The sequence below is a fragment of the Hydrogenophaga sp. GW101-3F08 genome (assembly GCF_059424585.1).
In genome coordinates, this window is sequence record NZ_JBWKZP010000001.1 from 44,014 (window position 1) to 69,698 (window position 25,685).

At 65.7% G+C, this 25,685-nt stretch carries 23 protein-coding genes and 1 tRNA gene; 20 read left to right on the forward strand and 4 right to left on the reverse strand.

Features of this window, described 5'->3' with window-relative positions; translation table 11 throughout:
• Positions 1 to 121: 121 nt before the first annotated feature.
• The 5 genes from AC07YZ_RS00200 to AC07YZ_RS00220 all read left to right on the forward strand — a co-directional run bounded on the left by AC07YZ_RS00200 (position 122) and on the right by AC07YZ_RS00220 (position 6,320).
• On the forward strand, positions 122 to 2,170 hold the full coding sequence (locus AC07YZ_RS00200; protein ID WP_494793257.1) for an acetyl-CoA carboxylase biotin carboxylase subunit: 2,049 nt from the start codon (positions 122 to 124) through the stop codon (positions 2,168 to 2,170).
• A 95-nt stretch (positions 2,171 to 2,265) separates the two neighbouring features.
• Positions 2,266 to 2,841, forward strand: a complete 576-nt coding sequence (locus AC07YZ_RS00205; protein WP_226493371.1) for a class I SAM-dependent methyltransferase — start codon at positions 2,266 to 2,268, stop codon at positions 2,839 to 2,841.
• Positions 2,842 to 2,844: 3 nt separating this feature from the next.
• Positions 2,845 to 3,336 (forward strand): VOC family protein, encoded by a 492-nt coding sequence (locus tag AC07YZ_RS00210; protein ID WP_494793258.1) that lies wholly within the window; start codon positions 2,845 to 2,847, stop codon positions 3,334 to 3,336.
• 217 nt (positions 3,337 to 3,553) lie between these two features.
• Positions 3,554 to 3,892 (forward strand): hypothetical protein, encoded by a 339-nt coding sequence (locus AC07YZ_RS00215; RefSeq protein ID WP_494793259.1) that lies wholly within the window; start codon positions 3,554 to 3,556, stop codon positions 3,890 to 3,892.
• 109 nt (positions 3,893 to 4,001) lie between these two features.
• Positions 4,002 to 6,320, forward strand: coding sequence for a methyl-accepting chemotaxis protein (locus AC07YZ_RS00220; RefSeq protein WP_494793260.1), 2,319 nt, complete (start codon positions 4,002 to 4,004; stop codon positions 6,318 to 6,320).
• 33 nt (positions 6,321 to 6,353) lie between these two features.
• Here AC07YZ_RS00220 and rsxB read toward each other — a convergent pair whose 3' ends face one another.
• A complete protein-coding gene (gene rsxB / locus AC07YZ_RS00225) occupies positions 6,354 to 7,016 on the reverse strand; it encodes an electron transport complex subunit RsxB (RefSeq protein WP_494793261.1) in 663 nt (220 codons plus the stop codon).
• A 46-nt stretch (positions 7,017 to 7,062) separates the two neighbouring features.
• Positions 7,063 to 8,541: a polyhydroxyalkanoate depolymerase gene (locus AC07YZ_RS00230; protein WP_226493367.1), complete on the reverse strand. Its 1,479-nt coding sequence runs from the start codon at positions 8,539 to 8,541 to the stop codon at positions 7,063 to 7,065.
• 174 nt (positions 8,542 to 8,715) lie between these two features.
• On the opposite strand from AC07YZ_RS00230, the gene ygiD reads away from it, so the two are divergent.
• The gene (gene ygiD / locus AC07YZ_RS00235; protein WP_494793262.1) at positions 8,716 to 9,663 is read left to right on the forward strand and encodes a 4,5-DOPA-extradiol-dioxygenase; all 948 of its coding nucleotides are present in this window, start codon (positions 8,716 to 8,718) and stop codon (positions 9,661 to 9,663) included.
• A gap of 69 nt (positions 9,664 to 9,732) precedes the next feature.
• Here ygiD and AC07YZ_RS00240 read toward each other — a convergent pair whose 3' ends face one another.
• Positions 9,733 to 10,941: an amino acid aminotransferase gene (locus AC07YZ_RS00240; protein WP_494793263.1), complete on the reverse strand. Its 1,209-nt coding sequence runs from the start codon at positions 10,939 to 10,941 to the stop codon at positions 9,733 to 9,735.
• Between the two features lie 105 nt (positions 10,942 to 11,046).
• On the opposite strand from AC07YZ_RS00240, the gene uvrB reads away from it, so the two are divergent.
• From uvrB to AC07YZ_RS00305, 13 genes are all read left to right on the forward strand, one after another.
• Entirely contained in the window at positions 11,047 to 13,134 is a 2,088-nt protein-coding gene (uvrB, locus tag AC07YZ_RS00245; RefSeq protein WP_226493365.1) for an excinuclease ABC subunit UvrB, read from the forward strand.
• An 81-nt stretch (positions 13,135 to 13,215) separates the two neighbouring features.
• On the forward strand, positions 13,216 to 13,917 hold the full coding sequence (locus AC07YZ_RS00250; protein ID WP_226493364.1) for a LuxR C-terminal-related transcriptional regulator: 702 nt from the start codon (positions 13,216 to 13,218) through the stop codon (positions 13,915 to 13,917).
• 68 nt (positions 13,918 to 13,985) lie between these two features.
• Complete coding sequence (locus AC07YZ_RS00255; RefSeq protein ID WP_494794021.1) at positions 13,986 to 15,830, forward strand: sensor histidine kinase; 1,845 nt, start codon at positions 13,986 to 13,988, stop codon at positions 15,828 to 15,830.
• Positions 15,831 to 16,090: 260 nt separating this feature from the next.
• Positions 16,091 to 16,627 carry a Fe-S cluster assembly transcriptional regulator IscR gene (iscR, locus tag AC07YZ_RS00260; protein ID WP_226493362.1) on the forward strand — a complete coding sequence of 179 codons (537 nt, stop codon included), beginning with the start codon at positions 16,091 to 16,093 and terminating at the stop codon, positions 16,625 to 16,627.
• A gap of 133 nt (positions 16,628 to 16,760) precedes the next feature.
• Entirely contained in the window at positions 16,761 to 17,978 is a 1,218-nt protein-coding gene (locus AC07YZ_RS00265) for an IscS subfamily cysteine desulfurase (RefSeq protein ID WP_494793264.1), read from the forward strand.
• Between the two features lie 12 nt (positions 17,979 to 17,990).
• On the forward strand, positions 17,991 to 18,377 hold the full coding sequence (gene iscU, locus AC07YZ_RS00270; RefSeq protein ID WP_305362529.1) for a Fe-S cluster assembly scaffold IscU: 387 nt from the start codon (positions 17,991 to 17,993) through the stop codon (positions 18,375 to 18,377).
• A 23-nt stretch (positions 18,378 to 18,400) separates the two neighbouring features.
• Positions 18,401 to 18,724 carry an iron-sulfur cluster assembly protein IscA gene (iscA, locus tag AC07YZ_RS00275; protein ID WP_177133880.1) on the forward strand — a complete coding sequence of 108 codons (324 nt, stop codon included), beginning with the start codon at positions 18,401 to 18,403 and terminating at the stop codon, positions 18,722 to 18,724.
• 131 nt (positions 18,725 to 18,855) lie between these two features.
• Complete coding sequence (gene hscB / locus AC07YZ_RS00280) at positions 18,856 to 19,374, forward strand: Fe-S protein assembly co-chaperone HscB (protein ID WP_494793265.1); 519 nt, start codon at positions 18,856 to 18,858, stop codon at positions 19,372 to 19,374.
• A 60-nt stretch (positions 19,375 to 19,434) separates the two neighbouring features.
• A complete protein-coding gene (gene hscA, locus AC07YZ_RS00285; protein WP_494793266.1) occupies positions 19,435 to 21,309 on the forward strand; it encodes a Fe-S protein assembly chaperone HscA in 1,875 nt (624 codons plus the stop codon).
• A gap of 53 nt (positions 21,310 to 21,362) precedes the next feature.
• Positions 21,363 to 21,701 (forward strand): ISC system 2Fe-2S type ferredoxin, encoded by a 339-nt coding sequence (gene fdx, locus AC07YZ_RS00290; RefSeq protein WP_226493358.1) that lies wholly within the window; start codon positions 21,363 to 21,365, stop codon positions 21,699 to 21,701.
• Positions 21,702 to 21,796: 95 nt separating this feature from the next.
• On the forward strand, positions 21,797 to 22,504 hold the full coding sequence (gene dnaQ / locus AC07YZ_RS00295) for a DNA polymerase III subunit epsilon (RefSeq protein WP_226493357.1): 708 nt from the start codon (positions 21,797 to 21,799) through the stop codon (positions 22,502 to 22,504).
• A gap of 85 nt (positions 22,505 to 22,589) precedes the next feature.
• Positions 22,590 to 22,664: transfer RNA gene (locus tag AC07YZ_RS00300), tRNA-Val, on the forward strand.
• A gap of 81 nt (positions 22,665 to 22,745) precedes the next feature.
• Complete coding sequence (locus AC07YZ_RS00305) at positions 22,746 to 23,852, forward strand: NAD(P)/FAD-dependent oxidoreductase (RefSeq protein ID WP_494793267.1); 1,107 nt, start codon at positions 22,746 to 22,748, stop codon at positions 23,850 to 23,852.
• A 13-nt stretch (positions 23,853 to 23,865) separates the two neighbouring features.
• Here AC07YZ_RS00305 and AC07YZ_RS00310 read toward each other — a convergent pair whose 3' ends face one another.
• Positions 23,866 to 24,960: a quinone-dependent dihydroorotate dehydrogenase gene (locus tag AC07YZ_RS00310; RefSeq protein WP_494793268.1), complete on the reverse strand. Its 1,095-nt coding sequence runs from the start codon at positions 24,958 to 24,960 to the stop codon at positions 23,866 to 23,868.
• Positions 24,961 to 25,001: 41 nt separating this feature from the next.
• Between AC07YZ_RS00310 and rpiA the strand changes: the two genes are divergently transcribed.
• A complete protein-coding gene (rpiA, locus tag AC07YZ_RS00315; RefSeq protein WP_494793269.1) occupies positions 25,002 to 25,673 on the forward strand; it encodes a ribose-5-phosphate isomerase RpiA in 672 nt (223 codons plus the stop codon).
• Positions 25,674 to 25,685: the final 12 nt, after the last annotated feature.

The following is a 25,685-nucleotide window of genomic DNA, read 5'->3' on the forward strand; positions in this document are numbered from 1 at the left end:
AGGAGGAGCCGACCGCAGGTCGGCGGGGGACATGAGCGGAGGCAGGCACACCGTGCCCATGGCGGGCTCAGCACCAACCCACCGAACAAACAACACACTTGCTCTCGTCTAGGAGACTGACATGTTCACCAAAATTCTCATTGCGAACCGTGGCGAAATTGCCTGCCGCGTGATCGCCACCGCCAAGAAGATGGGCATCGCCACCGTGGCGGTGTATTCCGAAGCCGACAAGGAAGCGCGCCACGTGCAGTTGGCCGACGAGGCCGTGTTGCTGGGCCCGGCGCCCTCGCGCGAGTCCTACCTGGTCGCGGACAAGATCATCGAGGCCGCCAAGAAGACCGGCGCCCAGGCCATCCACCCCGGTTACGGCTTCCTGTCGGAAAACGAGGCCTTCGCCAAGCGCTGCGAAGACGAGGGCATCGCCTTCATCGGCCCGCGCCATTTCTCCATCGCCGCCATGGGCGACAAGATCGCGTCCAAGAAGCTGGCCAATGAGGCCAAGGTCAACACCATCCCGGGCTGGAACGACGCCATCGAAACCGCAGAACGTGCCGTGGAAATCGCCAAGGACATCGGCTACCCCGTGATGATCAAGGCCTCGGCCGGTGGCGGTGGCAAGGGCCTGCGCGTGGCCTTCAACGACAAGGAAGCCTTCGAAGGTTTCACCAGCTGCCGCAACGAGGCGCGCAACAGTTTCGGCGACGACCGGGTGTTCATCGAAAAATACGTGCTGGAGCCGCGCCACATCGAGATCCAGGTGCTGGGCGATGCGCACGGCAACGTGGTCTATTTGAACGAGCGCGAGTGTTCCATTCAGCGCCGACACCAGAAGGTGATCGAGGAGGCGCCGTCGCCCTTCATCTCCGACGCCACGCGCAAGGCCATGGGCGAGCAGGCGGTGGCGCTGGCCAAGGCCGTGAAGTACCAGAGCGCGGGCACGGTGGAGTTCGTGGTCGGCAAGGACCAGGACTTCTACTTCCTGGAGATGAACACCCGCCTGCAGGTGGAACACCCGGTGACGGAGTGCATCACCGGGCTCGATCTGGTGGAACTGATGATCCGTGTGGCGGCGGGCGAAAAGCTGCCGATCACCCAGGCCGACGTGAAACGCGAGGGTTGGGCCATCGAGTGCCGCATCAACGCCGAGGACCCGTTCCGCAACTTCCTGCCCAGCACCGGCCGCCTGGTGCGCTTTCAGCCGCCCGCGCAGAGCATGCACCAGGCCAACACCGACGCCTTGTACGGTGTGCGCGTGGACACGGGCGTGGTCGATGGCGGCGAGATTCCGATGTACTACGACTCGATGATCGCCAAGCTCATCGTGCACGGCAAGGACCGCTTTGATGCGATTGCCAAGATGCGCGAGGCGCTCAACGGCTTCGTGATCCGCGGCATCAGCAGCAACATCCCGTTCCAGGCGGCGCTGCTGGCGCACCCGAAGTTCGTGAGCGGTGAGTTCAACACCGGTTTCATTGCCGAGCACTACGCGCACGGCTTTCGCGCCGAAGACGTGCCGCACGACGACGCCGACTTCCTGGTCGCGCTGGCCGCTTTCGTGCGCCGCAAGTCGCGCGAGCGCGCAGCCGGCCTGACCGGCCAGTTGCCGGGTTACGGCGTCAAGGTCGGGCACGATTTCAGCGTGATTACCCTGGGCGCGGGCGGCCAGAACCGCTACACCCCGGTGCACGTGGACGAGGTGGTGGGGCAGGTCGGCTCGGCGGTGGTCACGGTGGAGGGCAAGCGCTTTGCCATCAGCAGCCCTTCGCGCCTGAACGACGTCTGCATCACCGGCGAGTGCAATGGCCAGGCCTTCACCGCCCAGGTGGAGCGCGGCACGCTGCGCAACCCGCTGGCCCTGGTGGTGCAGCACAACGGCACGCGCATCGAGACCGTGGTGGTGTCGCGCCGCATGGCCGAGCTGCACCGGCTCATGCCGTTCAAGGCGCCACCCGACATGAGCCGGTACGTGCTCTCGCCCATGCCCGGCCTGCTGGTCGACGTGGCGGTGCAGGTGGGCCAGAAAGTGCAGGCGGGTGAACGCGTGGCCGTGATCGAGGCCATGAAGATGGAGAACGTGCTGTTCGCCGCGGCCGACGGCGTGGTGGCCAAGGTGCTGGCGGGCAAGGGCGAGTCGCTGGTGGTGGACCAGGCCATCGTCGAGTTCGAGTGAGCCGGGCCGGTTGCAGCTTGACACGCCACGTGCGCAGGGAAATGGGATACGCTCCAAAACGCTGCAACTTCCAGGGGTCCCGCATGGAGCACGGTTTGGCATTCGCACTGGGTTGTCTGCGCCATCCGCGGCGCATGGGCGCCATCGCGCCCGCGTCCCGGGCCCTGGCCCGGGCCATCCGCGACGAGGTGCTGCGCAGCGAGCCGGGCGTGCTGATCGAGGTCGGGGCCGGCACCGGCGCCATCACCCGGGCGCTTGCGCCGGCCCTGGTGGCGCAGGACCGTTTTGTGGTCTTTGAGCGCGACCCCGAATTCGCCGACCTGCTGCGCGCCTCGTTCCCGCAGCTGGAGGTGCTCAACCACTGCGCGTCCCGCGTCGACCTGCTCACGTTGGCGGCGGACACGCCGGTCACGCTGGTGTCGTCGTTGCCCCTGCTGTCCATGCCGGGCGACGAAGCGCGACAGTGCATCGAGGCCATGCTGGCGCTGATCGCGCGCCAGCCCCGTTCCCGCCTCATTCAATACACCTACGCGGCGCGCCATCTGCGCCCGTTCAACGGCATCCCCGCGGGCTGGCACTGGCGGCGTTCGGCCTCGGTCTGGGCCAACCTGCCGCCCGCCACGGTCTGGGCGCTGGAGCAGGTGCCCGCTTCACACAACGGAATTCACTGATTCATGAACGCAACGCAACGTCCCTTCAAGGTGCTGGGCATCCAGCAGATTGCCATCGGAGGCCCCGACAAACACCGCTTGCAGACGCTCTGGGTGGACATGCTCGGGCTGGAGAAAACCGGCAGCTTCCAGAGCGAGCGCGAAAACGTGGATGAAGACATCTGCGCCATCGGCAGCGGCCCGTTCAAGGTCGAGGTCGATCTGATGCAGCCGATGGACCCGGACAAAAAGCCGGCGGTGCACACCACGCCGCTCAACCACGTAGGCCTGTGGATCGACGACCTGCCGGTGGCGGTGCAATGGCTCAGCGCCAATGGCGTGCGTTTTGCCCCGGGCGGCATTCGCAAAGGCGCGGCCGGTTTCGACATCACCTTCCTGCACCCCAAGGCGAACGACGAGTTCCCGATCGCGGGCGAGGGCGTGCTGATCGAGCTGGTGCAGGCGCCGCCCGAGGTGGTGGCGGCCTTCGCCAGGCTGGCGGGCAGCCCGGCCTGAAGTGCGCCGTCCTGGCGCCAGGCCCTGCCGTGCTCACCCCGGCAGGGCTTTTTTGCGTCCTCGCGCCGCCGGCCAGCGCAATGAACGGATTTGGCCCCGTTTCCCCCGTTTTTTCGCGGCAACGGCGACGGCCGCCGTCGGTACCCTCGGTGCATTGATCGGCCATCCGCGCGCTTTCCGTGACCGGGGGCCGGTTTCACCACCGCAGGAGTGCGCCATGAGCCCGGCTTCCAACCCGCCAACCACCCACCCCGTGTCCGTCCAGGCCAGTGCGCTGCTGGCGCAGGGCGACGAACGATGGGCGCAACGCCGCCCGGTGTGGCGCGAACGTGAACTGGCGCTGGCCTGGCCGCAGGACCTGCTCGATGTGTTCAGCCGGCGCATGGAGAGCCATGGCATGGCGATCCACCAGGCCCAGATGCTGTGCGACCGGCGGTATGCCCTGCAGCAGTTGCGGCTGGCCCACAACACGGCCGACGACACCTTGCGGTGGATGGCGACCCAGCTGTTCCGGCATTTCGAAAGCCGGCAGTCGGGGGTTGCTTCCGTGCATTGACGTGCCGCCCGCCTTCTCCTTCTGTCTGGCCGGCTGCTGTGGCGTCTCAAGCTGGTTGGAAATGCACCGATAACGCTAACAGAGACATAACTCACCGAGGCCTACGCGCATGATGATGACCAAACCTTTTCTGCCCGGCATCTGGCTGATGCGGCGCATGCGGCTGCCCGCCAAACTGGCGCTGCTGGGGTCGGTGTTGTTGGTGCCGCTGCTGGTGATCTGCGTCTTGCTGGTGCAACGCCTGGGGGCCGAGTTGCAGGCCGCCAGGAACGAAGCCGACGGTGTCCGGATCGTCGCCCGTCTGGCCGATGTGGCCGCCGCGGTGCAGGCGCGCCGTGGGCACAGCCAGGTGCTGCTGTCCGGCGGGGACGCGGCCCGCGGCCCGCTGCAGGCTGCGCAAGCGCAGTTGGCCCAGACCGTGACGGCGGCGGGCGAAGCGCTGGCTCGCCGACCCGATTTCGAGTTGTCGCGGGACTGGAGCGAGGTGAAGTCGGGTCTGGAGGGGTTGGCCACCTCGGGCGCATCCACCCCAGGGGATGCCTTTTCGCGGCACACGGCCGCGCTCGACGCGCTTCACCGCTTCACCTACACGGTGGGGGAGCGCTCGGGCCTTCTGTTCGACCCCGAACCCACCAGCTATTTCCTGATGGACATGGCGGTTTCCCGCACCCTGGCCTGGGGCGACGCCTTGAGCCAGATCCAGGGACTGGGCGCCGGGCAGCTCAGCCTGGCGCAACCCGAGCCCGATGGTTTGAGCGGCCTGCGTCTGCGGACCGAAGCGCTGAAAGCCCAGGTGCTGGACATGCGCCTGGCGATGGATTTCGCCACCCGCCACGGGCAGAGCGGCCTGCCGGGTGAGTCGGTGATCGCGGCCAGCGATGCCTTTGCCCAGTTCGCGCGCCAGGCCTTGGGTGCACCCGGCAGCGTGCAGGGCGCTGCCTACTTCACAGCCGGCGATCAGGCCCTTTCGGCGCTGCGGGCCTATGAAAGCACCGTGTTGACCCGTCTGGACGCACTGCTGGCCCAGCGCGTCGACCGGCTGGCGTGGACGCGGTGGGCCGTGTTGGGGGCCTCCTTGATGGGCGTGGCGCTGCTGGTGTACCTGATGCAGGCGTTCTATCTGAGCTTTGTCACCGATTTCCGCCACGTTTTCGACGTCATGAAGCAGACCGCCGACGGCAATCTGCGTGCGCACGTGAGCATTCGGGGCAACGACGAACTGGCCCAGCTGGCCCGGCTGGTGGAGCGCATGAATGGCAACCTCTCGGCCATGGTGGCCGAGGTGCGCAGCAACTCGGCGCTGGTGGCGCACGCGGGCAAGAGCCTGGCGATGGGCAACCGCCACCTGGCCGACCGCACCGAACAGCAGGCCGCGAACCTGGAGCAGACGGCGGCCAGCGTGCAACAGCTCTCGAGCACCGTGCACCAGAACGCCGAAACCGCGGGCGACTCGGACACCCAGGCCGCGCAGGTCCGGGACGTGGCCGAGTCGGGCGCGCAATCCATGGTCAAGGCGGTGGACTCGGTCGAGCTCATCCAGAAGAGCGCCCAGCAGATGAACGAGATCATCGGCGTGATCGACAGCCTGGCCTTCCAGACCAACATCCTGGCCCTGAACGCGGCGGTGGAGGCAGCGCGGGCCGGTGAACAGGGGCGCGGTTTCGCCGTGGTGGCCAACGAAGTGCGTACGCTGGCACAGCGCTCGGCCGCGTCGGCCAAGGAGATCCGCCAGCTCATCCAGACATCGGCCACCCAGGTCTCCAGCAGCGTGACGCAGATCCGTGCCGCCGGCAGCAACATGACGCAGATCGTCAATGGGGTGCGTGGCGTGGCGTCCAACATGTCACTGATTTCGGCCGCCAGCGCCGAACAGAGCACCGGTCTGGTCGAGATCTCATCGGCCGTGAACCAGCTCGACCAGATCACCCAGCGCAACGCGCAGATGGTGGAGCTGGCGGTGATCCAGGCGAACAAGCTGGAGGAGCGTGCGGCCCATCTGTCCAGGGCGGTGTCGTCCTTCATGCTGCAGCAGGGCACGGCTGAAGAGGCGGTGCTGCTGGTGCAGCAAGCCTTGGAGCTCCGCGCCACGGCCGATCCACAGCGTTTCGTGCGCGATCTGAGCGATCCGGCCAAAGGATTCCATGACCGCGACATGTATGTGTTCGCGCTGGACCGGCAGGGGGGTTACCGCGCGTTCGGCGGCAAGCCCGAGAAGGTGGGCAGCCGGGTGCAGGACATCGCCGGGGTGGACGGTCAGGCGCTGCTGGAGTCCATCGTGGCCCAGGCGGAGCAGGAGCCGGGCTGGGTCGAATACGACATCGTCAACCCGCAGAGCGGCGTCATTCAGACCAAGATGTCGTACGTGACCAAGGTGGACGAGCTCTACGTGGGTTGCGGGGTGTACAAGACCGCGATCGTGGCCGCCTGAACGGGGCCCTGTGGGCCGCGTGTGTGCCGGGCCTCAGTCGGACGCGGCCAGGCGTTTGGCCCGCGCCCGTTCGAGCGCGGCGGCGATGACGGCGCGTTTCTTGTCCAGCACGGCCGGGTCGGTGTGCTGCGAGTGGGCTTCGAGATCGGCGTATTTCATGCGCGCCTTGGCTTCCAGCACACGGTCGTGCTCCACCTGCTCACGCGCGAGCCGCACGGTGCGCGCCTCGTAGCGCGTGCGGGCAAGCGTGGCCTGCGCGTCGCTCCAGGCCTGCCAGCCGGTGCGCTCGCCGCTGACGATCTCCAGCGAGATGCAGTCGACCGGGCAGACCGGAATACACAGCTCACAACCCGTGCAATAGGGCTCGATCACGGTGTGCATGAGCTTGTTGCTGCCGACGATGGCGTCGGTGGGGCAGGCCTTGATGCACAGCGTGCAGCCGATGCACCAGTCTTCGTCGATCACCGCCACGGTCAGCGGCCCTTCCACGCCGTTGACGGGGTTCAGTGGCTGGGTCGGCTGGCCGGTGATGGCCGCCAGACGCGCCACACCTTCGGTGCCCCCGGGCGGGCACTGGTTGATGCCCGCCTCGCCGCTGGCGATGGCTTGCGCGTAGCGCGCGCAGTCCGGGTAGCCGCAGCGCGTGCACTGCGTTTGCGGCAGGGCGGCGTCGATGCGCCGGGCGAGTTCGTTCATGCCGGGAAATATACCCCCGGGGCACCGCCGCCGGGGCGCGGCCCGGTCAGACCGGCTGGCGGGCCTTGCGGGGCGCTGTCGTGGATGGGGCCTTTGCCGCGCTGGAGGCGGGGACCGGTTTCGCCGCGGCCTTGACCGTTGCTTTGACCGTTGTCTTGGTGGCCCGTTTCGCGACCGGTTTCGTGACGGCGGTTGAGGTCGCCGCCGCTTTCACACCTTGCGGCGCCGGCGCGGTGGATGCCACGGCCAGGGCCTCCGGGGTTGGCTGGTGCGCCCGGATGAAGGACTTCACCACTGGGTACACCATTTCGCGCCAGCGCCGGCCACTGAAGATGCCGTAGTGGCCCGCGCCCTTGGCTTCGTAGTGCATCTGGTGTGTCTTGGGGATGCCCGTGCACAGATCGTGCGCCGCGGCGGTCTGGCCCGAGCCGGAGATGTCGTCGAGCTCGCCTTCCACCGTCAGCAGAGCGGTGTGGGCAATGTCCTGCGGGCGCACGCGCTCAAGCTGACCCTTTTCGTTCTTCACGTCCCAGGTGCCGTTGACCAGCTTGAAGTCCTGAAACACCGTGTCGATGGTTTCCAGGTAGTAGTGGGCGTCCATGTCCAGCACCGCGTTGTACTCGTCGTAGAACTGGCGGTGGATTTCGGCGCTGGAGTTGTCGCCCTTGATCAGGTCCTGGAAGTAGTCGTAGTGGCTGGTGGCGTGGTGGCCGGGGTTCATGGCCACGAAACCGGAGTGCTGCAGGAAACCGGGGTAGACCCGGCGGCCGGCGCCGGGGAAGTTGTCGGGCACGCGGTAGATGACGTTGTTCTCGAACCAGCTGTGGCTGCGCTCGGTGGCGAGGTTGTTCACCGAGGTCGGCGACTTGCTCGCGTCGATCGGGCCACCCATCATGGTCATGGACAAGGGCGTGGTCTCCCCACGGCTGGCCATCAGCGACACCGCCGCCAGCACCGGCACTGTGGGCTGGCACACGCTCATGACGTGGCAGTTGCCATAGCCCTTTTGCAGGTAGCGGATGAACTCCTGGATGTAGAGCACATAGTCGTCGAGGTGGAAGTCGCCCTCGGACAGCGGCACCAGACGGGCGTTTTTCCAGTCGGTGATGTAGACCTTGTGGTCCTTGAGCATGGCGCGCACGGTGTCGCGCAGCAGCGTGGCGTAGTGGCCCGACAGCGGCGCCACGATCAGCACCACCGGCTGGCCTTTGAGCGTGGCCAGCGTGTCGGTGTTGTCCGAGAAGCGCTTGAAGCGCCGCAGCTCGCAGAAGGGTTTGTCGATCTCGACCCGCTCGTGGATCGCGATGTCCACCCCGTCCACGTCCACCTTGTGGATGCCGAACACCGGTTTTTCGTAGTCCTTGCCGAGCCGGTGCATCAGGTCGTAGCCGGCGGAGATGCGCTGCGCCAGTGGAAACTGCGCCAGCGGCAGCATGGGGTTCAGGTAGAGCCTGGAGGCGACTTCGGCCAGGTCAGCGAAAGGCTCCATCACTGAGCGCTGCGTTTCGTAAATCTGGTAGAGCATGGTGGGTGGGACCTGAATGGTTATGTTGCAGTGCAATATAGCAGCATGACGGGGCAGGTGTGAGAGTGGAAACACTTAAAACCCCAAGCGTTTTGTCACCTTCGTGAAAGAATGCAGTCTGGAACTTTTCGCACGCCGCCGGGCTCAGCGGAAACCTCCCTTTACCCATCGCACATGCAACGTCGCAACTTCTACCTGGGCGCCGGTGCCGTGCTCGCCGCCGCCCTGGGAACCCACATGAGCCTTTCTTCCGCCCAAGCTCCCGCTGCTTCCGTGGCGAGCGTTTCCCGTCTGGACGCCTTGCAGAGCCTCCCGGCCAGTGAGCGTTTGCCGGTGCTGTTCGTGGGCCATGGCAGCCCCATGAACGCCATCGAGGACAACGCATACCGGCGCAGCTGGCAGGCCCTGGGCCGCGAATTGCTCGCGCGGGGCATCCGGCCAAGGCTGATCCTGTGCGTGTCGGCGCACTGGCTCACCCAGGGCTGGCAGCTCACCGCCATGGACGATCCGCGCACCATTCACGATTTCGGGGGCTTTCCCCAGGCACTGTTCGACCAGCGGTACCCGGCCCCCGGTTCACCCGCCATGGCCCGCGCCATCAGCCAGGCGGTGCGGCAGCCGGGCTCGGACGCCCCGTTGGGGCTGGACGCCCAGGCGTGGGGGTTGGACCATGGCGCCTGGTCGGTGCTCAAGCCCATGTTCCCGGACGCCAGCATTCCCGTGATCCAGCTCGGCATGGACTACGGCCGCCCGCCCGCCGAGCACCACGCCCTGGGGCAGCAACTCCAGGCCTTGCGGGACCGCGGGGTGTTGATCGTGGGCAGCGGCAACATCGTGCACAACCTGCGCGCCATTCGCCGGGAGGTGGCGGACAACCAGGCCTACGACTGGGCGATCGAATTCGACCGCATCACAGGGGAGCACATCGCGCAGGGCCGCCTGGATGCGCTGAGCGAATTCCGTGCGCTGGGCGCCCTGGCCCAGCTCGCGCACCCCACCTGGGACCACTACCTGCCGCTGCTGTACGCGGCCGGTGCCGTGCACGAGGGCGAAGCACCGCGCTTCTTCAACGACAGCTTCCAGGCGGCCTCGATCTCCATGCGCTCCGTGATCTGGGGGTGACCGGTTCCGAGCGGTCCCGGAAACAGAAAAGCCGCTCAACGAGCGGCTTTTCTTCGAGGGGCGACCCGATCAGATGACCTTGGCGATCGCCTGGCAGACGTAGTCGATGTTCTTGCTGTTCAGCGCGGCCACGCACATGCGGCCGGTGTCGGTGCCGTAGACGCCGAACTCGCTGCGCAGGCGCACCATCTGGTCCTTGGACAGGCCCGAGTAGCTGAACATGCCGATCTGGGTGGTGATGAAGCTCATGTCCTTTTGCACGCCGGCGGCCTTGAGGCCATCCACCAGCTTCTGGCGCATGGCCTTGATGCGCACGCGCATTTCACCCAGCTCTTGTTCCCACAGCGCGCGCAGCTCGGGGTTGTTCAGCACCGCGGCCACGATGGCGCCACCGTGGGTGGGCGGGTTGGAGTAGTTGGTGCGGATCGCGATCTTGAGCTGGCTCAGCACACGGTCGGTCTCTTCCTTGCTGCTGCCCACCACGCTCAGGGCGCCCACGCGCTCGCCGTACAGGCTGAAGCTCTTGGAGAAGCTGGTGGAGACGAAGATGTTCAGGCCGGCGGCCACGAACTTGCCGATCACGGCGCCGTCTTCGGCGATGCCGTAGCCAAAGCCCTGGTAGGCCATGTCGAGGAAGGCGGTGAGGTTGCGGGCCTGCACCACGGCGATTACCTGGTCCCACTGGGCGGGGGTGATGTCGTAGCCGGTGGGGTTGTGGCAGCAGGCGTGCAGCAGCACGATGGTGCCGGGGGCGGCGGCGTTCAGCGCGGCCAGCATGCCGTCGAAGTTGATGCCGCCCAGGCCGCCGTTGGCGCTCTGGTCGAAGTAGGGGTAGCTTTCCACCGTGAAGCCGGCGTTGGTGAACAGCGCGCGGTGGTTTTCCCAGCTCGGGTCGGAAATCAGCACCTTGGCGCTGGGGCTGATCTTTTTCAGGAAGTCGGCGCCGATCTTCAGGCCACCGGTGCCGCCGATGGCCTGCACCGTGGCCACGCGGCCGCTTTTCACGACGTCGGAGTCGGCACCAAACACCAGGCCCTTGACGGCGGCGTCGTAGGCCGCGATGCCGTCGATGGGCAGGTAGCCGCGTGCGGTGGGCTTTTCCATCATGGTCTTTTCAGCAGCTTGCACGCACTGCAGCAGCGGCAGTTTGCCGTTGTCGTCGAAATACACGCCAACGCCCAGGTTGACCTTGTTGGGGTTGGTGTCGGCGGCGAACTGTTCGTTCAGACCCAGGATCGGGTCGCGCGGGGCCATTTCGACGGCGGTGAACAAAGACATGAATATCCTTTGGAAGTTGTCAGTAGCGGGATTTTCGGGGCTCGGTTAGCCTTGCGGGTTATCCATGATTTTACCCGGCCCCTACCCGGGCCTGCCGAGCGCGCCATGCCAAAAATTGCAGAAGTCATACCGGAAACACAGCAGGGTGAATTCATCCGTTTTCCCGGTTCGCCGTTCGAACTCTTCATGCCGTACCCGCCAGCGGGCGACCAGCCCACCGCCATCGAGCAACTGGTGGAGGGCATCAACGACGGTGAGGTGTTCCAGACCCTGCTGGGCGTGACCGGCTCGGGCAAGACCTTCACCATGGCCAACGTGATCGCCCGTCTGGGGCGTCCGGCCATCGTGTTCGCGCCCAACAAGACCCTGGCCGCGCAGCTCTACAGCGAGTTCCGCGAGTTCTTTCCGAAAAACGCGGTCGAGTACTTTGTCAGCTACTACGACTATTACCAGCCCGAGGCCTATGTGCCGCAGCGCGACCTGTTCATCGAAAAGGACAGCGCGATCAACGAGCACATCGAACAGATGCGCCTGAGCTGCACCAAGAGCATCCTGGAGCGGCGCGACGTGGTGATCGTGGCCACCGTCTCCGCCATCTACGGCATCGGCAAGCCCGAGAGCTACCACCAGATGGTGATGACGCTGCGCACCGGCGACAAGATCGGCCAGCGCGACCTGATCGCCCAGCTCGTGCGCATGCAGTACGCGCGCAACGAGGCCGACTTCTCGCGTGGCAAGTTCCGCGTGCGCGGTGACACCATCGACGTGTTCCCGGCCGAACACAGCGAGATGGCGATCCGCATCGAGCTGTTCGACGACGAGGTCGAGACCCTGCAACTCTTCGACCCGCTCACCGGCAAGGTGCGGCAGAAGATCCCGCGCTTCACCGTCTACCCCAGCAGCCACTACGTGACGCCGCGCGAGCAGGTGCTCAACGCGGTGGAACTGATCAAGGAGGAACTGCGCGTGCGCCTGGCGCAACTGGTTGGCATGGGTAAGCTGGTGGAGGCCCAGCGGCTGGAACAGCGCACCCGGTTTGACCTGGAAATGCTCAGCGAGGTGGGCCACTGCAAGGGCATCGAGAACTACTCGCGCCACCTGGCCGGAACGGCCGAGGGCGAGCCCCCGTCCACTTTGACCGACTACCTGCCCAAAGACGCGGTGATGTTTCTGGACGAGAGCCACGTGCTCATGGGGCAGTTCGGTGGCATGTACAACGGCGACCGGGCGCGCAAGACCACGCTGGTGGAGTACGGTTTCCGTCTGCCCAGCGCGCTGGACAACCGGCCGCTCAAGCTCGAAGAGTTCGAGCAGCGCATGCGCCAGGTGGTGTTTGTCTCGGCCACGCCGGCCGACTACGAAAAGACGCATTCGGGCCAGGTGGTGGAACAGGTGGTGCGTCCCACCGGCCTGGTGGATCCGGAGGTGGAGGTGCGCCCGGCCACGCACCAGGTGGACGACGTGCTGCAGGAAATCCGCATCCGGGTGGAGAAGAACGAGCGCGTGCTCATCACCACGCTGACCAAGCGCATGGCCGAGCAACTGACCGATTACCTGACGGAAAACGGGGTCAAGGTGCGCTACCTGCACAGCGACGTGGACACCGTGGAGCGGGTGGAGATCATCCGCGACCTGCGGCTGGGTGCTTTCGACGTGCTGGTGGGCATCAACCTGCTGCGCGAAGGGCTGGACATTCCCGAGGTCTCGCTGGTGGCGATCCTGGACGCCGACAAGGAAGGCTTCCTGCGCTCCGAGCGCAGCCTGATCCAGACCATTGGCCGCGCGGCGCGCAACCTGCAGGGCCGTGCCATCCTGTACGCCGACCGCGTGACCGACTCAATGGCCCGGGCCATGGGCGAAACCGAGCGCCGCCGCACCAAACAGGTGGCGCACAACCTGGCGCAGGGCATCGAGCCGCGCAGCATCAACAAGCGCATCAAGGACCTGATCGACGGTGTCTACAGTGAAAAGGCCGGCAAGGAAGCCGACCGCCTGGCCGCCGAGAGCGCGCAGCGCGCCAGCGTGGAAGACATGAGCGAGAAGGACGTGGCGCGCGAGATCAAGCGGCTGGAAAAACTCATGCTGGAACACGCGCGCAACCTCGAATTCGAGAAGGCGGCCGGGGTGCGGGACCAGTTGCACCACCTGAAGGCCCAGGTGTTTGGCGCCCCCGGGGTGGACAACCTGGCCTGACGCACAATCGGTGCACAAGCACCCGCGCAGGGGCCGGCCAGAACGGCCGGGACGCGGGGCACACCAGCACCAGATTCGCACATGCAAGCTCAGGATGAACCGCGCAGCGGCGACGGACCGGCGGACAACACACGCATCTACCTGATCGAGGACGATCCCACGGTTCTGCAGTTCGTGCGGCAGGCGCTGCTGTCCCGGCCGCACTGGCGCCTGCTCGGTCATTCGGACAGCATGGCCCACGCCCGCGTGCACGCCTTGCGCGCCGACGCCAACGTCTTTCTGGTGGATCTGGGCCTGCCCGATGGCCGGGGGGAAGACCTTCTGCACCTGCTGGCACGGGAGAAGCCTGGCGCCGAACTGCTGGTCTTCACCGTGTTTGGTGAGGAGTCCCGACTGGTGGGTGCGCTGGAGGCCGGCGCCACGGGTTATGTGCTCAAGGGCTGCACGGGCGAGGACCTGACGGCCGCGATTGAGCAGATCCGCGAGGGCGGGGCGCCCATCTCGCCCCTGCTTGCCCGCATGTTGCTCAAGCAGTTTCGCCTGGTGCAGGAGGCGCTGCCGGTGATCCCGGTGGTTGCGCTGCGCGAAGAGGTGCTGCTGTCCGAGCGGGAAACCGATGTACTCAAGCTGGTCGCCCAGGGGTATGTGAACAAGGAGATCGCCAGCAAGCTGGCGATCTCCCCGACCACCGTCGGCACCCACATCAAGAACCTCTACCGCAAGCTCGCGGTGCACAGCCGAGTGCAGGTGGTGCGCGCGGCGCAGGAGCGTGGCCTGCTGTGAGTCCCAGGGCCCGAGTGCGCCAGACCCTCAGCCGCGTTCCGGCCTACCTTTGGGCTGGGGTCCTGTTGGTGATCCTGCTCGTGTTGCTCGCCATGGTCACCCAGGGCAGCGCTCCGAAGGGCGCAGCACAGGTGACCCGGGCCGATCGGGTCACGGTCAGGAACGGGGTCGAGACGGTTCAGGCCGTGGCCCTGCCGCACCTCTGGGACGACGGAACGCAAACCTGGGGGAATGAGGTCCAGTACCGTCTTCGTCTGCCCGCGACGCCGCCTGAAGCCACCCCCGGCGATCCGCAACTGGCACTGCTGCTGCCCCGGGTCGGTGTGCGGTTTCGTGTGCTCTTCAATGGGCAGGAGGTCGAGTCCCAGGCCTGGCGACGCGGCCCTGGCTATTTCGATACGGGCACCCACGCGCACCTGGTGCCGCTGCCGCAAAGCCTGCGCAAGCCGCTGTGGGAAGACAACCGCGTCGAGATCCAGCTGCAACCCCAGGCCCTGCGCATCAGCGGGCTCGCGCCGGTGTGGATCGGCGCCAGGGACGCCTTGCAGGAGCGGCACCAGCGGCTCATCTGGTGGCAGGTTCACCTGACCTGGATGGTGGCGGCCTCGGCGCTGATGATGGGGCTGCTCTCGCTGCTGATCTGGATGATGTCGGAGGAGCGGCTGCTGGGCCTGCTTGCCGCAGGCCTGCTGGTGCTGACCCTGCGCCTGTACCTGTCGACGCCGCTGTTCCTGCCGGGGCCGTTCCTGGCCTGGGACTACCTGCACAAGCTGACGTTCACCCTCTACTGCGGCTTCCTGTACCTGTTCATCTCCGAGCTGTTCGACTTTCGCCAGAGCGTGGTCCGCAAGCTGGTCAAGGTCATGATGGTGATCGGCCCGGTCTGGCTGGGCGTGCTGGTCTGGACGCAGAACTACAACCTCTACCGCCTGTGGACCGGGGTGATCGTGCTGGTGTGCGTGCTGGCCCTGCTCAAGGTGATCCACCGCGCGCGATGGGGCATGGACGTGAACCAGCGGCTGATGGTCGTGGTCGGGCTGGCCACCATGGTCACGGGTCTGCGCGACTTCCTGGTCGTCCAGGTGGGCTTGCCCGGTGACGTGGATATCCGCTGGATGACCGCGGGCAGCCTGGTGCTGATGTTCGCCATGGGGTGGGTGCTGGTGCAGCGCACCTCGCAGTCGATGGAGCAGGTGGAGCGGCTCAATGCCGAACTGGCCCACAAGGTGAGCGAGCGCGAGGAAGAACTGCACGCCATGTTCAGCCGGCTGCGTGCGGTGGAAAGCCAGCGTGTGCTGGAGACCGAGCGTCGGCGGCTCACACGGGACATGCACGATGGCCTGGGCAGCCAGTTGGTCCAGACGCTCAACCTGGTGCACAGCAGCGGTGAGCGTGTCGAGAGCGCGGCCATCGCTTTCATGCTCAACCATGCGCTCGAAGAACTGCGCATGACGCTGGATTCGCTCGAACCCATGGGGGGCGACCTGCCCACCATCCTGGGCACCTTGCGCCAACGCATCGCGCCCGCACTGAAAGCCGCCAGCATCGAGCTCGACTGGCAGGTGCAGGAGGTGCCGGCGGTTCCGGGCTTGGAAGCGCGGGGCGTGATGCACCTGTTTCGCTGTCTGCAGGAGGTGTTTGCCAATGTGGTCAAGCATGCGCATGCCAGCCGGGTTGCGGTGCGCACCTGGCAACACGGGGAACGCATCTGCCTGAGCGTGACCGACAACGGCGTCGGGCTGGGTGATGCACCGGATTCGGGATACCGCGAAGGGGGTCGCGGTATCAGCAACATCCGTTTGCGCGCGGCTGAAATCGGTGCCGAGGTGTGGTTTTCCGGCGCGCTCCCCGGCACCCGGGTGACCTTCAGCTTTGCCCATGAAGGTCCCATGGTCGGAGTGGCCGAGGCCTGATCGCCGTGCACGGACGGCGTCCGGCGCATGGGATCGGTGGGCGTCCGGAAGGGCCGTTCTTTCCCGGGCCACGAGTCGTGAGCGCCGTACAATGTCGATCAAATCGCTCGGCTTTGCGGTATACTCGACAAAAATAGTCGGGAAAGCCTTCAACGCATCGACCCGGAAGTCGGGCGGGGTGGGCGGAGCTGGGATTTGTGGGCTTTCGGGCCTGCGAATCGTCCAACGACGGTCAAGCCAACACTTCAAGGAGCTTGAAAATGCGCCTCACGACCAAAGGCCGCTTCGCGGTCACTGCCATGATCGATCTGGCCCTGCGCCAGAACAATGGCCCCGTCACGCTCGCGGCCATCAGCCAACGCCAGCAGATTTCGCTGTCTTACCTGGAGCAGCTCTTTGGCAAGCTGCGCCGTCACGAACTGGTCGAGTCCACCCGTGGGCCCGGCGGTGGTTACACCCTGGGCCGCAAGGCTGCGGAAATCACCGTGGCCGACATCATTGTCTCGGTCGACGAACCCATCGATGCCACCCAGTGCGGCGGCAAGGAAAACTGCCTTGGCGAAGGCCACCGCTGCATGACGCACGAACTGTGGGCGGCCCTGAACGCCAAGATGGTCGATTTTCTCGACTCGGTGTCCCTGCAGTCGCTGGTGGACGATCAGCTCGCCAAAGGCGTGGTGGTGGAGAATGCCCCCATGATCAAGCGGGCCATTTCCAGCGCACCGGTGGTCAAGCCGATCCGGGTGAATGCGCCCAACTCGGTGTTTGCTCTGGGAGCGACCGCATACTCGAAATGATGCGGGTGACCCGCCTGGAGCTCGGCTCCGAGGCCGGTCGTGCCGGCCCACGGTGCCGCTTTCAGGCGTCTGTCAGCCGTTGCCCACAGCATTCCATCTCCCATCCATTCAGCCAGCCCACGCATCGCCAGCCATGAGCACACCACACTTTCCCATCTACATGGACTACAGCGCCACCAATCCCTGCGACCCGCGGGTGGTGGACGCCATGATTCCCTGGTTGCGCGAGCATTTCGGCAACCCGGCGTCGCGCAGCCATGCCTGGGGTTGGGAAGCCGAAAAAGCGGTGGAAACCGCCCGTGAGCAGGTGGCCGCGCTGATCAACGCCGACCCACGCGAAATCGTCTGGACCAGCGGCGCCACCGAGTCCAACAACCTGGCTCTCAAGGGGGCCGCCCACTTCTACAAGACCAAGGGCAAACACCTGATCACGGTGAAGACCGAGCACAAGGCCGTGCTCGACACCATGCGCGAACTGGAGCGCCAGGGTTTCGAGGTTACTTATCTTGACGTGCAGGCAGACGGCCTGCTTGATCTGGAGTCCTTCAAGGCTGCGATCCGCCCGGACACCATCCTGGCCTCGGTCATGTTCGTGAACAACGAAATCGGCGTCATTCAGGACATCGCGGCCATCGGCGCAATCTGCCGCGAAAAGGGCGTGATCTTCCACGTGGACGCCGCCCAGGCCACGGGCCGGGTCGACATCGACCTGCAGACCCTGCCGGTCGATCTGATGAGTCTGACCAGCCACAAGACCTACGGCCCCAAGGGCATTGGCGCGCTGTATGTGCGCCGCAAGCCCCGCATCCGCATCGAGGCGCAAATGCACGGTGGCGGCCACGAGCGCGGCATGCGCTCGGGCACGCTGCCCACGCACCAGTGCGTGGGCATGGGCGAGGCCTACCGCATCGCCAAGGAAGAGATGCACGCCGAGAACGTGCGCATCCGCGCGTTGCACGACCGCATGGTCGCCGGCCTGAAGGACATCGAAGAGGTGTTCATCAACGGCCACGAGACGCAGCGCGTGCCGCACAACCTCAACATGAGCTTCAACTACGTCGAGGGCGAGTCACTGATCATGGGCATCAAGGGCCTGGCGGTGTCGTCGGGCTCGGCCTGTACTTCGGCCAGTCTGGAGCCCAGTTATGTGCTGCGCGCCCTGGGCCGCAGCGATGAGCTGGCCCACAGCAGCCTGCGCATGACCATCGGCCGCTGGACCACCGAAGAGGAGATCGATTACGCGATCGGCACCATCAAGGAAAACGTGGCGAAGCTGCGCGAGTTGTCCCCCTTGTGGGAAATGTTCAAAGACGGCATTGATATCTCCACGATTCAATGGGCCGCACACTGAAGGAGAAAGACCATGGCTTATTCTGAAAAAGTGGTTGACCACTACGAAAACCCCCGCAACGTCGGCTCCTTTGACAAGGGCGACGAATCGGTCGGCACCGGTATGGTGGGTGCGCCTGCCTGCGGCGATGTGATGAAGCTGCAGATCAAGGTGAATCCGAGCACCGGCGTGATCGAAGACGCGCGCTTCAAGACCTACGGTTGCGGCTCTGCCATTGCCTCGTCGTCGCTGGTGACCGAATGGGTCAAGGGCAAGACGCTGGATCAGGCCGCCGCGCTGAAAAACAGCGAGATCGCCGAAGAACTGGCCTTGCCGCCTGTGAAGATCCACTGCTCCATCCTGGCCGAAGACGCCATCAAGGCCGCGGTGGACGACTACCGCAAGAAGCACCTGAACTGATTTCCAGCAACCGTTCCAGCACCATGGCCATCTCGATTTCCGAAGCCGCCGCACGGCACGTCACCCGCTACATCGCCAAGCGCGGCAAGGGCGTGGGCGTGCGCCTGGGGGTCAAAACCACAGGTTGCTCCGGTCTGGCCTACAAGCTGGAATACGCCGATGAAATCGCACCCGAAGACGTGGTGTTCGAGGACAACGGTGTGAAAGTGCTGGTGGACCCGAAAAGCCTGGCCTACATCGATGGCACGCAGCTCGATTTCGTGCGCGAAGGCTTGAACGAAGGCTTCCGCTTCAACAACCCCAACGAACGCGACCGTTGTGGTTGCGGCGAGAGTTTCAGGATATAGGTTCTCCCCCCCCTGCGCCACCTTCGGCGCAACGCCCTCAAGGGGCGTCGGCGGCGGCCCGGCGAAGCCGGTTCCGCGCTGAGCTTGACCGGACTTTTCCCTCCCGGCCCCGTTGTTCCTATGATCCGGTGATGAACCTGCAATCCACCGACTTTGAAATCTTCGGCATCACGCCGGCTTTCGCCCTGGACCGCGACGCGCTCGATGCGCGCTGGAAAGACCTGCAGCGCGAGGCCCACCCAGACCGCTTTGCCGCATCGGACGCGCAGGCTCAGCGCTTGGCCATGCAATGGTCGGTGCGCATCAACGAGGCGTATCAACGCCTCAAAGATCCGCTGCGGCGCGCGGCCTATCTGTGTGAACTCAACGGCGTGCCAGTCGAAGCCGAGAACAACACCGCCATGCCCACGGCGTTCCTGATGCAGCAGATGCAATGGCGCGAAGAGCTTGAAGATGCCCACGGCAGCGAAGCGCTCGAGCGCATGGCCGACGAGGTGGCCGCCGCGCACCGGGAGAAACTGCAGGCCTTGCAGCACACGGCCGACGAATTGCGTGACTACGCCGCGCTGGCCCAGCAGGTCAGAGCCCTTATGTTTGTTGAGCGCTTTGCACGCGACGTCGAGAACCGGCTCGATCAGCTGGGACAATAGACCCTGCTCCAGGCCCGACCGATGTCGGGCGCTGATCCTTCTTCCCCATCACTCGTTTCCATGGCGCTCCTGCAGATATCCGAACCCGGCCAGTCCCTCGACCCGCATCAACGCCGGGTGGCGGTCGGCATTGACCTGGGCACCACGCACTCGCTGGTGGCCGCGGTGCGCCATGGCGTCTCCGAATGCCTGCCTGCGGTGGATGGCCGCGTGATCCTGCCCAGTGTGGTGCGTTACCTGGATCCGCAGCAGGGCGGGGCGGGTCGTCAGATCGGCTTCGAGGCCCTCGCAGCCCAGGTGCAGGACCCGGCCAACACCATCAGTTCGGTCAAGCGCCTGATGGGCCGCACCCGTGCCCAGGTGGCCGACGTGGACAAGCTGTCCTATTCTGTGGTCGAAGACAACGGCATGGCGGTGATCGAGACCGTGGCGGGTCGCAAGACGCCGATGGAAGTGAGCGCCGAGATCCTGGCCACCCTGCGTTTCCGGGCCGAAGACAGTTTTGACGACGAGCTTTTCGGCGCGGTCATCACTGTGCCGGCCTATTTCGATGACGCACAGCGCCAGGCCACCAAGGACGCGGCCCAGCTCGCGGGCATCAACGTGCTGCGCCTGATCAACGAGCCCACCGCGGCGGCGATCGCCTACGGCCTGGACAACGGCTCCGAAGGCATCTATGCCATCTACGATCTGGGCGGTGGCACCTTCGACATCTCCATCCTGCGCCTGACGCGCGGCGTGTTCGAGGTCATGGCCACCGGCGGTGACTCTGCGCTGGGCGGCGACGACTACGACCAGGCACTGGCCGCCTGGGTGCTCTCCCAGCAGGGTGTGACCGCAGAGGACCTGACCCCTTCCGAACGTGCCGCGCTGCACGCGCAAGCGCGTCGCTGCAAAGAATCGCTCTCCAGCCAGGATGTTGTGCGGTTCGACGCGCAGATCGGTGGGCGCACGCTGACGCAGTCCATCACCCCGGCCCAGTTTGAAGCCTGTACCACCGCGCTTACCGTGCGCACCATGACGGCGGTGCGCAAAGTGCTGCGCGACGCCCGCATCACCAAGGAAGACGTCAAGGGCGTGGTGATGGTGGGTGGCTCCACCCGCATGCCGGTGATCCGCCGCACGGTGGGTGAGTTCTTCGGCCAGGAGCCGCTGACCAACCTGAATCCGGACGAGGTGGTGGCGCTGGGCGCTGCCATCCAGGCCAATGCTCTGGCCGGCAACAGCCGCGATGGTGATCTGCTGCTGCTCGACGTGATCCCGCTTTCGCTCGGCATCGAAACCATGGGGGGACTGGTCGAGCGCATCGTGCCGCGCAACAGCCCCATTCCGACCGCGCTGGCGCAGGACTTCACCACCTACCAGGACGGCCAGACCGCGCTGGCGTTGCACGTGGTGCAGGGCGAGCGCGATCTGGTGGCCGACTGCCGCAGCCTGGCCCGGTTCACGCTGCGTGGCATTCCGCCCATGGCCGCGGGTGCCGCGCGCATCCGCGTGAGCTTCACGGTCGACGCCGACGGCCTGCTGTCGGTCAGCGCCAAGGAGCAGGGCAGCGGCGTGCAGGCCAGCATCGACGTCAAGCCCGCCTACGGCCTGTCGGACGAGCAGATCGCCGCCATGCTGAAAGACAGTTTTGCCACCGCCCAGCAGGACATGCAAGCGCGCGCGCTGGTCGAAGCCCGGGTGGACGCCGAGCGCATGATCGCCGCCACCCGCAGCGCACTCAGCGCCGACGCCTACCTGCTGGAGCCCGCCGAACTCGCGGCCATCGAGGCCCTGATCACCGATCTGGCCCAGACCCTGGCGAGCACCGACGCCGCCACGGTGGAGGCCGCCACCCAGGCGCTGGCCAAGGGGACCGAAGCCTTCGCCGCACTGCGCATGAACCGGGGCATTCAGCAAGCCCTGGCTGGCAAAAAACTCGAAGAAGTCTGAAACCGCCCACACCTTTCGGGGCCCGTCCATCCAACCCCGATGCATCACACGCCATGCCCACGATCAAAATCCTGCCCCATCCCGAATACTGTCCGCAAGGGGCCTCCATCACGGCGCCTGCCGGCACCTCGATCTGTGAGGCGCTGCTGGACAACCACATCCCCATCGAGCATGCCTGCGACATGAGTTGCGCCTGCACCACCTGCCATGTGATCGTGCGCGAGGGCTTCAACAGCCTCAACGAACTCGACGAAAACGAGGAAGACCTGCTGGATCGCGCCTGGGGTCTGGAACCCAACTCCCGCCTGTCGTGCCAGGCCATCCTGGCGCAGCAGGATGTGACGGTGGAAATTCCCAAGTACTCGATCAACCACGCCAAAGAGAATCATTGACCCGCTGCGTGGGTCAAGGGGGCCGATCCGGCCTGGGTGCCGCGACCCGGCATCGCACCGCCGCTGATGTCACAGCACAGATTTGAGGGAAGAACATGCGCCAGATCGTCCTCGACACCGAAACCACCGGCCTGTCCGCCGACAGTGGCGACCGGATCATTGAAATCGGCTGCGTGGAGCTGCTTAACCGCAAGCTCACCGGCAACAACCTGCACTTCTACGTCAATCCCGAGCGCGACAGCCACGAAGACGCGCTCAAGGTGCACGGCATCAGCAACGAGTTTCTGCGCGACAAACCCAAGTTCGGGCAGATCGCCGACGAGTTGCTGGACTACCTGCGCGACGCCGAGCTGATCATCCACAACGCGCCCTTCGACATCAGCTTCCTCAACAAGGAGCTGGACCGCCTGGGGCGCCCGCCGCTCAAGACGGTGATCGGTTCGGTGATCGACAGCCTGGTGATGGCCAAGGAAATGTTCCCGGGCAAGCGCAATGGCCTGGACGCGTTGTGCGACCGGCTGGGCGTGGACAACTCGGGCCGCACGCTGCACGGCGCCTTGCTCGACGCCGAGCTGCTGGCCGATGTGTACATCAACATGACGCGCGGCCAGGACGCGTTGATCATGGACCTGGAAACCCCCAGCGGAGAGGGTGGCGAGGTGGTGCTGGTGGATCTGAGCGGTATCGAGCTGCCGGTGCTGCGCGCCAACGACCAGGAAGCGCTGGCCCACGAGACCGTGCTTGCCGAGATCGACAAGGCTTGCAAAGGCCAGGCGGTGTGGCGTCAACTGCAGTTGGCCTGAGTACACAAAATTCCGATCGCTTGCGAAAAGAGTGAGAAAAAGCAGGCTATAATTTGAGGCTTCCGAGTGATCGGTCAGATCAATCGGGCGGTTAGCTCAGTGGTAGAGCACTGCCTTCACACGGCAGGGGTCGCAGGTTCGAACCCTGCACCGCCCACCAGACAAAGCCCCAAGCGTTTCGCTTGGGGCTTTTTCATTGGCCCAGCGCTCTCGGGCCGCGTCTTTGGCTGGAGATAACGGCATGGAATCCGTGGATGTGGTGGTGATCGGTGCGGGCGTGGTCGGACTGGCCGTGGCCCGTTCGCTGGCGCTGGCGGGGCGCGAGGTGATGGTGCTGGAACGCGAGGCGGCCATCGGCACGGGCACCAGCTCGCGCAACAGCGAAGTCATCCACGCCGGCATCTACTATCCGCAGGGCTCCCTCAAGGCCCGTTTGTGTGTGCGGGGCCGGGCACTGCTGTATACCTACTGCGCCGAACGCGGGATCGCACACCGGCGTTGCGGCAAACTGATCGTGGCCAACACCGCCTCGCAGGTGCAAGGGCTGCCCGGCATTCTGGCCCGGGCCGTGGCCAATGGCGTGACCGATCTGAAGCCACTCACGCGGACCGAAGCCCGGGCACTCGAACCTCAACTGGAGTGTCTGGCCGCGCTGCATTCGCCGTCGACCGGCATCGTGGACAGCCATGGCCTGATGTTGAGTCTGCAGGGCGACCTGGAACATGCGGCGGGTCTGGTGGCTTGTCACAGCGGGGTGGAGCGCCTGCGAGCGACGGGGGCCGGGGTCGAGGTCCTGATGCTGGATGGCACCACCCTGTTGGCGCGCGCTGTGGTCAATGCCGCCGGGTTGCACGCCTGCGAGCTCGCACGGAACACCCAAGGCCTGGACCCCGCCCACGTGCCCCGGGCGTGGTACGCCAAGGGCAGCTATTTCACCCTGAGCGGGCGTTCGCCGTTCGGGCAACTCATCTACCCCGCGCCCGATCCTGCGGCACATCTGGCCGGGCTGGGCGTGCACCTGACCATCGATCTTGGCGGACAAGCCAAGTTCGGGCCGGATGTGCAATGGACCGACGATCCCGATGACCTGAACGTGAACCCGGCCAGCGCCGATGGCTTCTACGCCGCCGTGCGCCAGTACTGGCCGGGCCTGCCCGATGCGGCCTTGGTTCCCGGTTATGCGGGCATGCGCCCCAAGATCAGCGGGCCTCATGAGGCGGCGGCCGACTTCCGCATCGATGGCCCGGCCGTGCACGGCGTACCGGGGCTGGTCAATCTGCTGGGCATCGAATCCCCGGGCCTGACCAGTTGCCTGGCCATCGGCGAGCACGTCGCGGCGCTGCTGTGAGCGCAACGGTTGCTCAGCTGGCCGCTTGTGCAGCAGCGGCCTTGATCGCCTCGGCCGCTTCCCGAACGAGGGCGGGGCCCTTGTAGATCAACCCGGTGTAGATCTGGACCACGTTGGCGCCCGACTGGATCTTGCTCACCGCGTCTTTACCGCTGAGGATGCCGCCCACGCCGATGATGGGAAAGTCCTTGCCCAGGCAGGCCCGCAGACGTCGGATGACCCGGTTGCTGGCGGCAAGCACCGGCGCTCCCGACAGGCCACCGGCCTCGCTGGCGTGTTCCATGCCGGCCACGGCTTCGCGGCTCAGGGTGGTGTTGGTGGCGATCACGCCAAAAGCGTTGTTGGCCCGTCCCTGGCTGTCGGTGCCGTAGCGCATGAGCGTGGTCGCGATGACCTCGATCTGGGTGTCGTCCAGATCGGGTGCGATCTTCACGAAGATCGGGATGCGCCGGCCTGTCTGTTGCGCGAGTTGTTCACGCCGCTCGGCCACCGCCCCCAGCAGGGCGTCCAGCGCGGTATCGCTTTGCAGGCTGCGCAGGTTCTGGGTGTTGGGGCTGGAAATGTTGACGGTGACGTAGTCGGCGTGCGGGTACACGCCTTCCAGGCAGGTCAGGTAGTCGTCGGTGGCGCGCTCGATCGGCGTGCTGGCGTTCTTGCCGATGTTCAGGCCCAGCAACATGGGGCTGGCGCCGGCCTTGCGACGGAACTGGGCACGTTGCACGTTGGCAATGAACGCATCCAGCCCCTCGTTGTTGAAGCCCAACCGGTTGATCAGGGCGTTGGCCTGGGGCAGGCGGAACATGCGCGGCTTGGGGTTGCCGGGCTGTGCCCTGGGCGTCACGGTGCCCACTTCCACGAAACCGAATCCCATGGCGGCCAGACCATCAATGCAACTGGCGTTCTTGTCCAGCCCGGCGGCCAGGCCAACCCGGTTCGGAAACCGCAGGCCAGCGAGCGTGACGGGGTCGTTCACCCGGGGTTCGCTGTAGAGACAGGTCAGTGGCGAGCGCTGCAGTTTTGCGATGCTGTGCAGGGTCAGTTCGTGCGCGGCTTCGGGGTCGAGGCCAAACAGGAAGGGGCGGGCGAGCGCGTAGGGCAAGAGGGACATTGGATAATCTGCGGATTCTTTGTAACCAGTGATTGTCGCAAATGACCCAAGACGAACTCAAAGCCCTGGTGGGGCAGGCCGCCCTGCAGTATGTGACCCCCGGCGAAATCGTGGGCGTGGGCACAGGATCGACCGTCAACAAGTTCATCGATGCGCTGGCCTCGATGAAGGACAAGATCCCCGGGGCCGTGTCGAGCTCGGAAGCCTCCACCGCGCGTCTGAAGGCGCTGGGCATTCCCGTGTTTGAGGCCAACGACGTGGCTGAGCTGTCGGTCTACATCGACGGCGCCGACGAAATCGACGCGCAGGGGCACATGGTCAAGGGCGGGGGCGCGGCGCTCACGCGTGAAAAGATCGTGGCGGCCCAATCGCGCCGCTTCGTCTGCATCGCCGACGAATCCAAGCTGGTCACGACGCTGGGCGCCTTCCCGTTGCCGGTCGAGATCATCCCCATGGCCACGGCCCGATTGGTGAGGCAGTTTGCGGCACTGGGTGGCCAGGCCCGGGTCCGGCAGAAGGATGGCGCACCGCTGGTGACGGACAACGGGCAACACATCCTAGATGTGACCGGTCTGCGGATCGCCGATCCGCTGGCTTTTGAAAGCACGGTCAGTCAGTGGCCGGGGGTGGTGACTGTGGGGGTGTTCGCCCACCAGAAAGCCAGCGTGTGCTTGTTGGGCACATCGGATGGCGTCAAAACCCTGACGTTCTAATCGTCGGGCGCG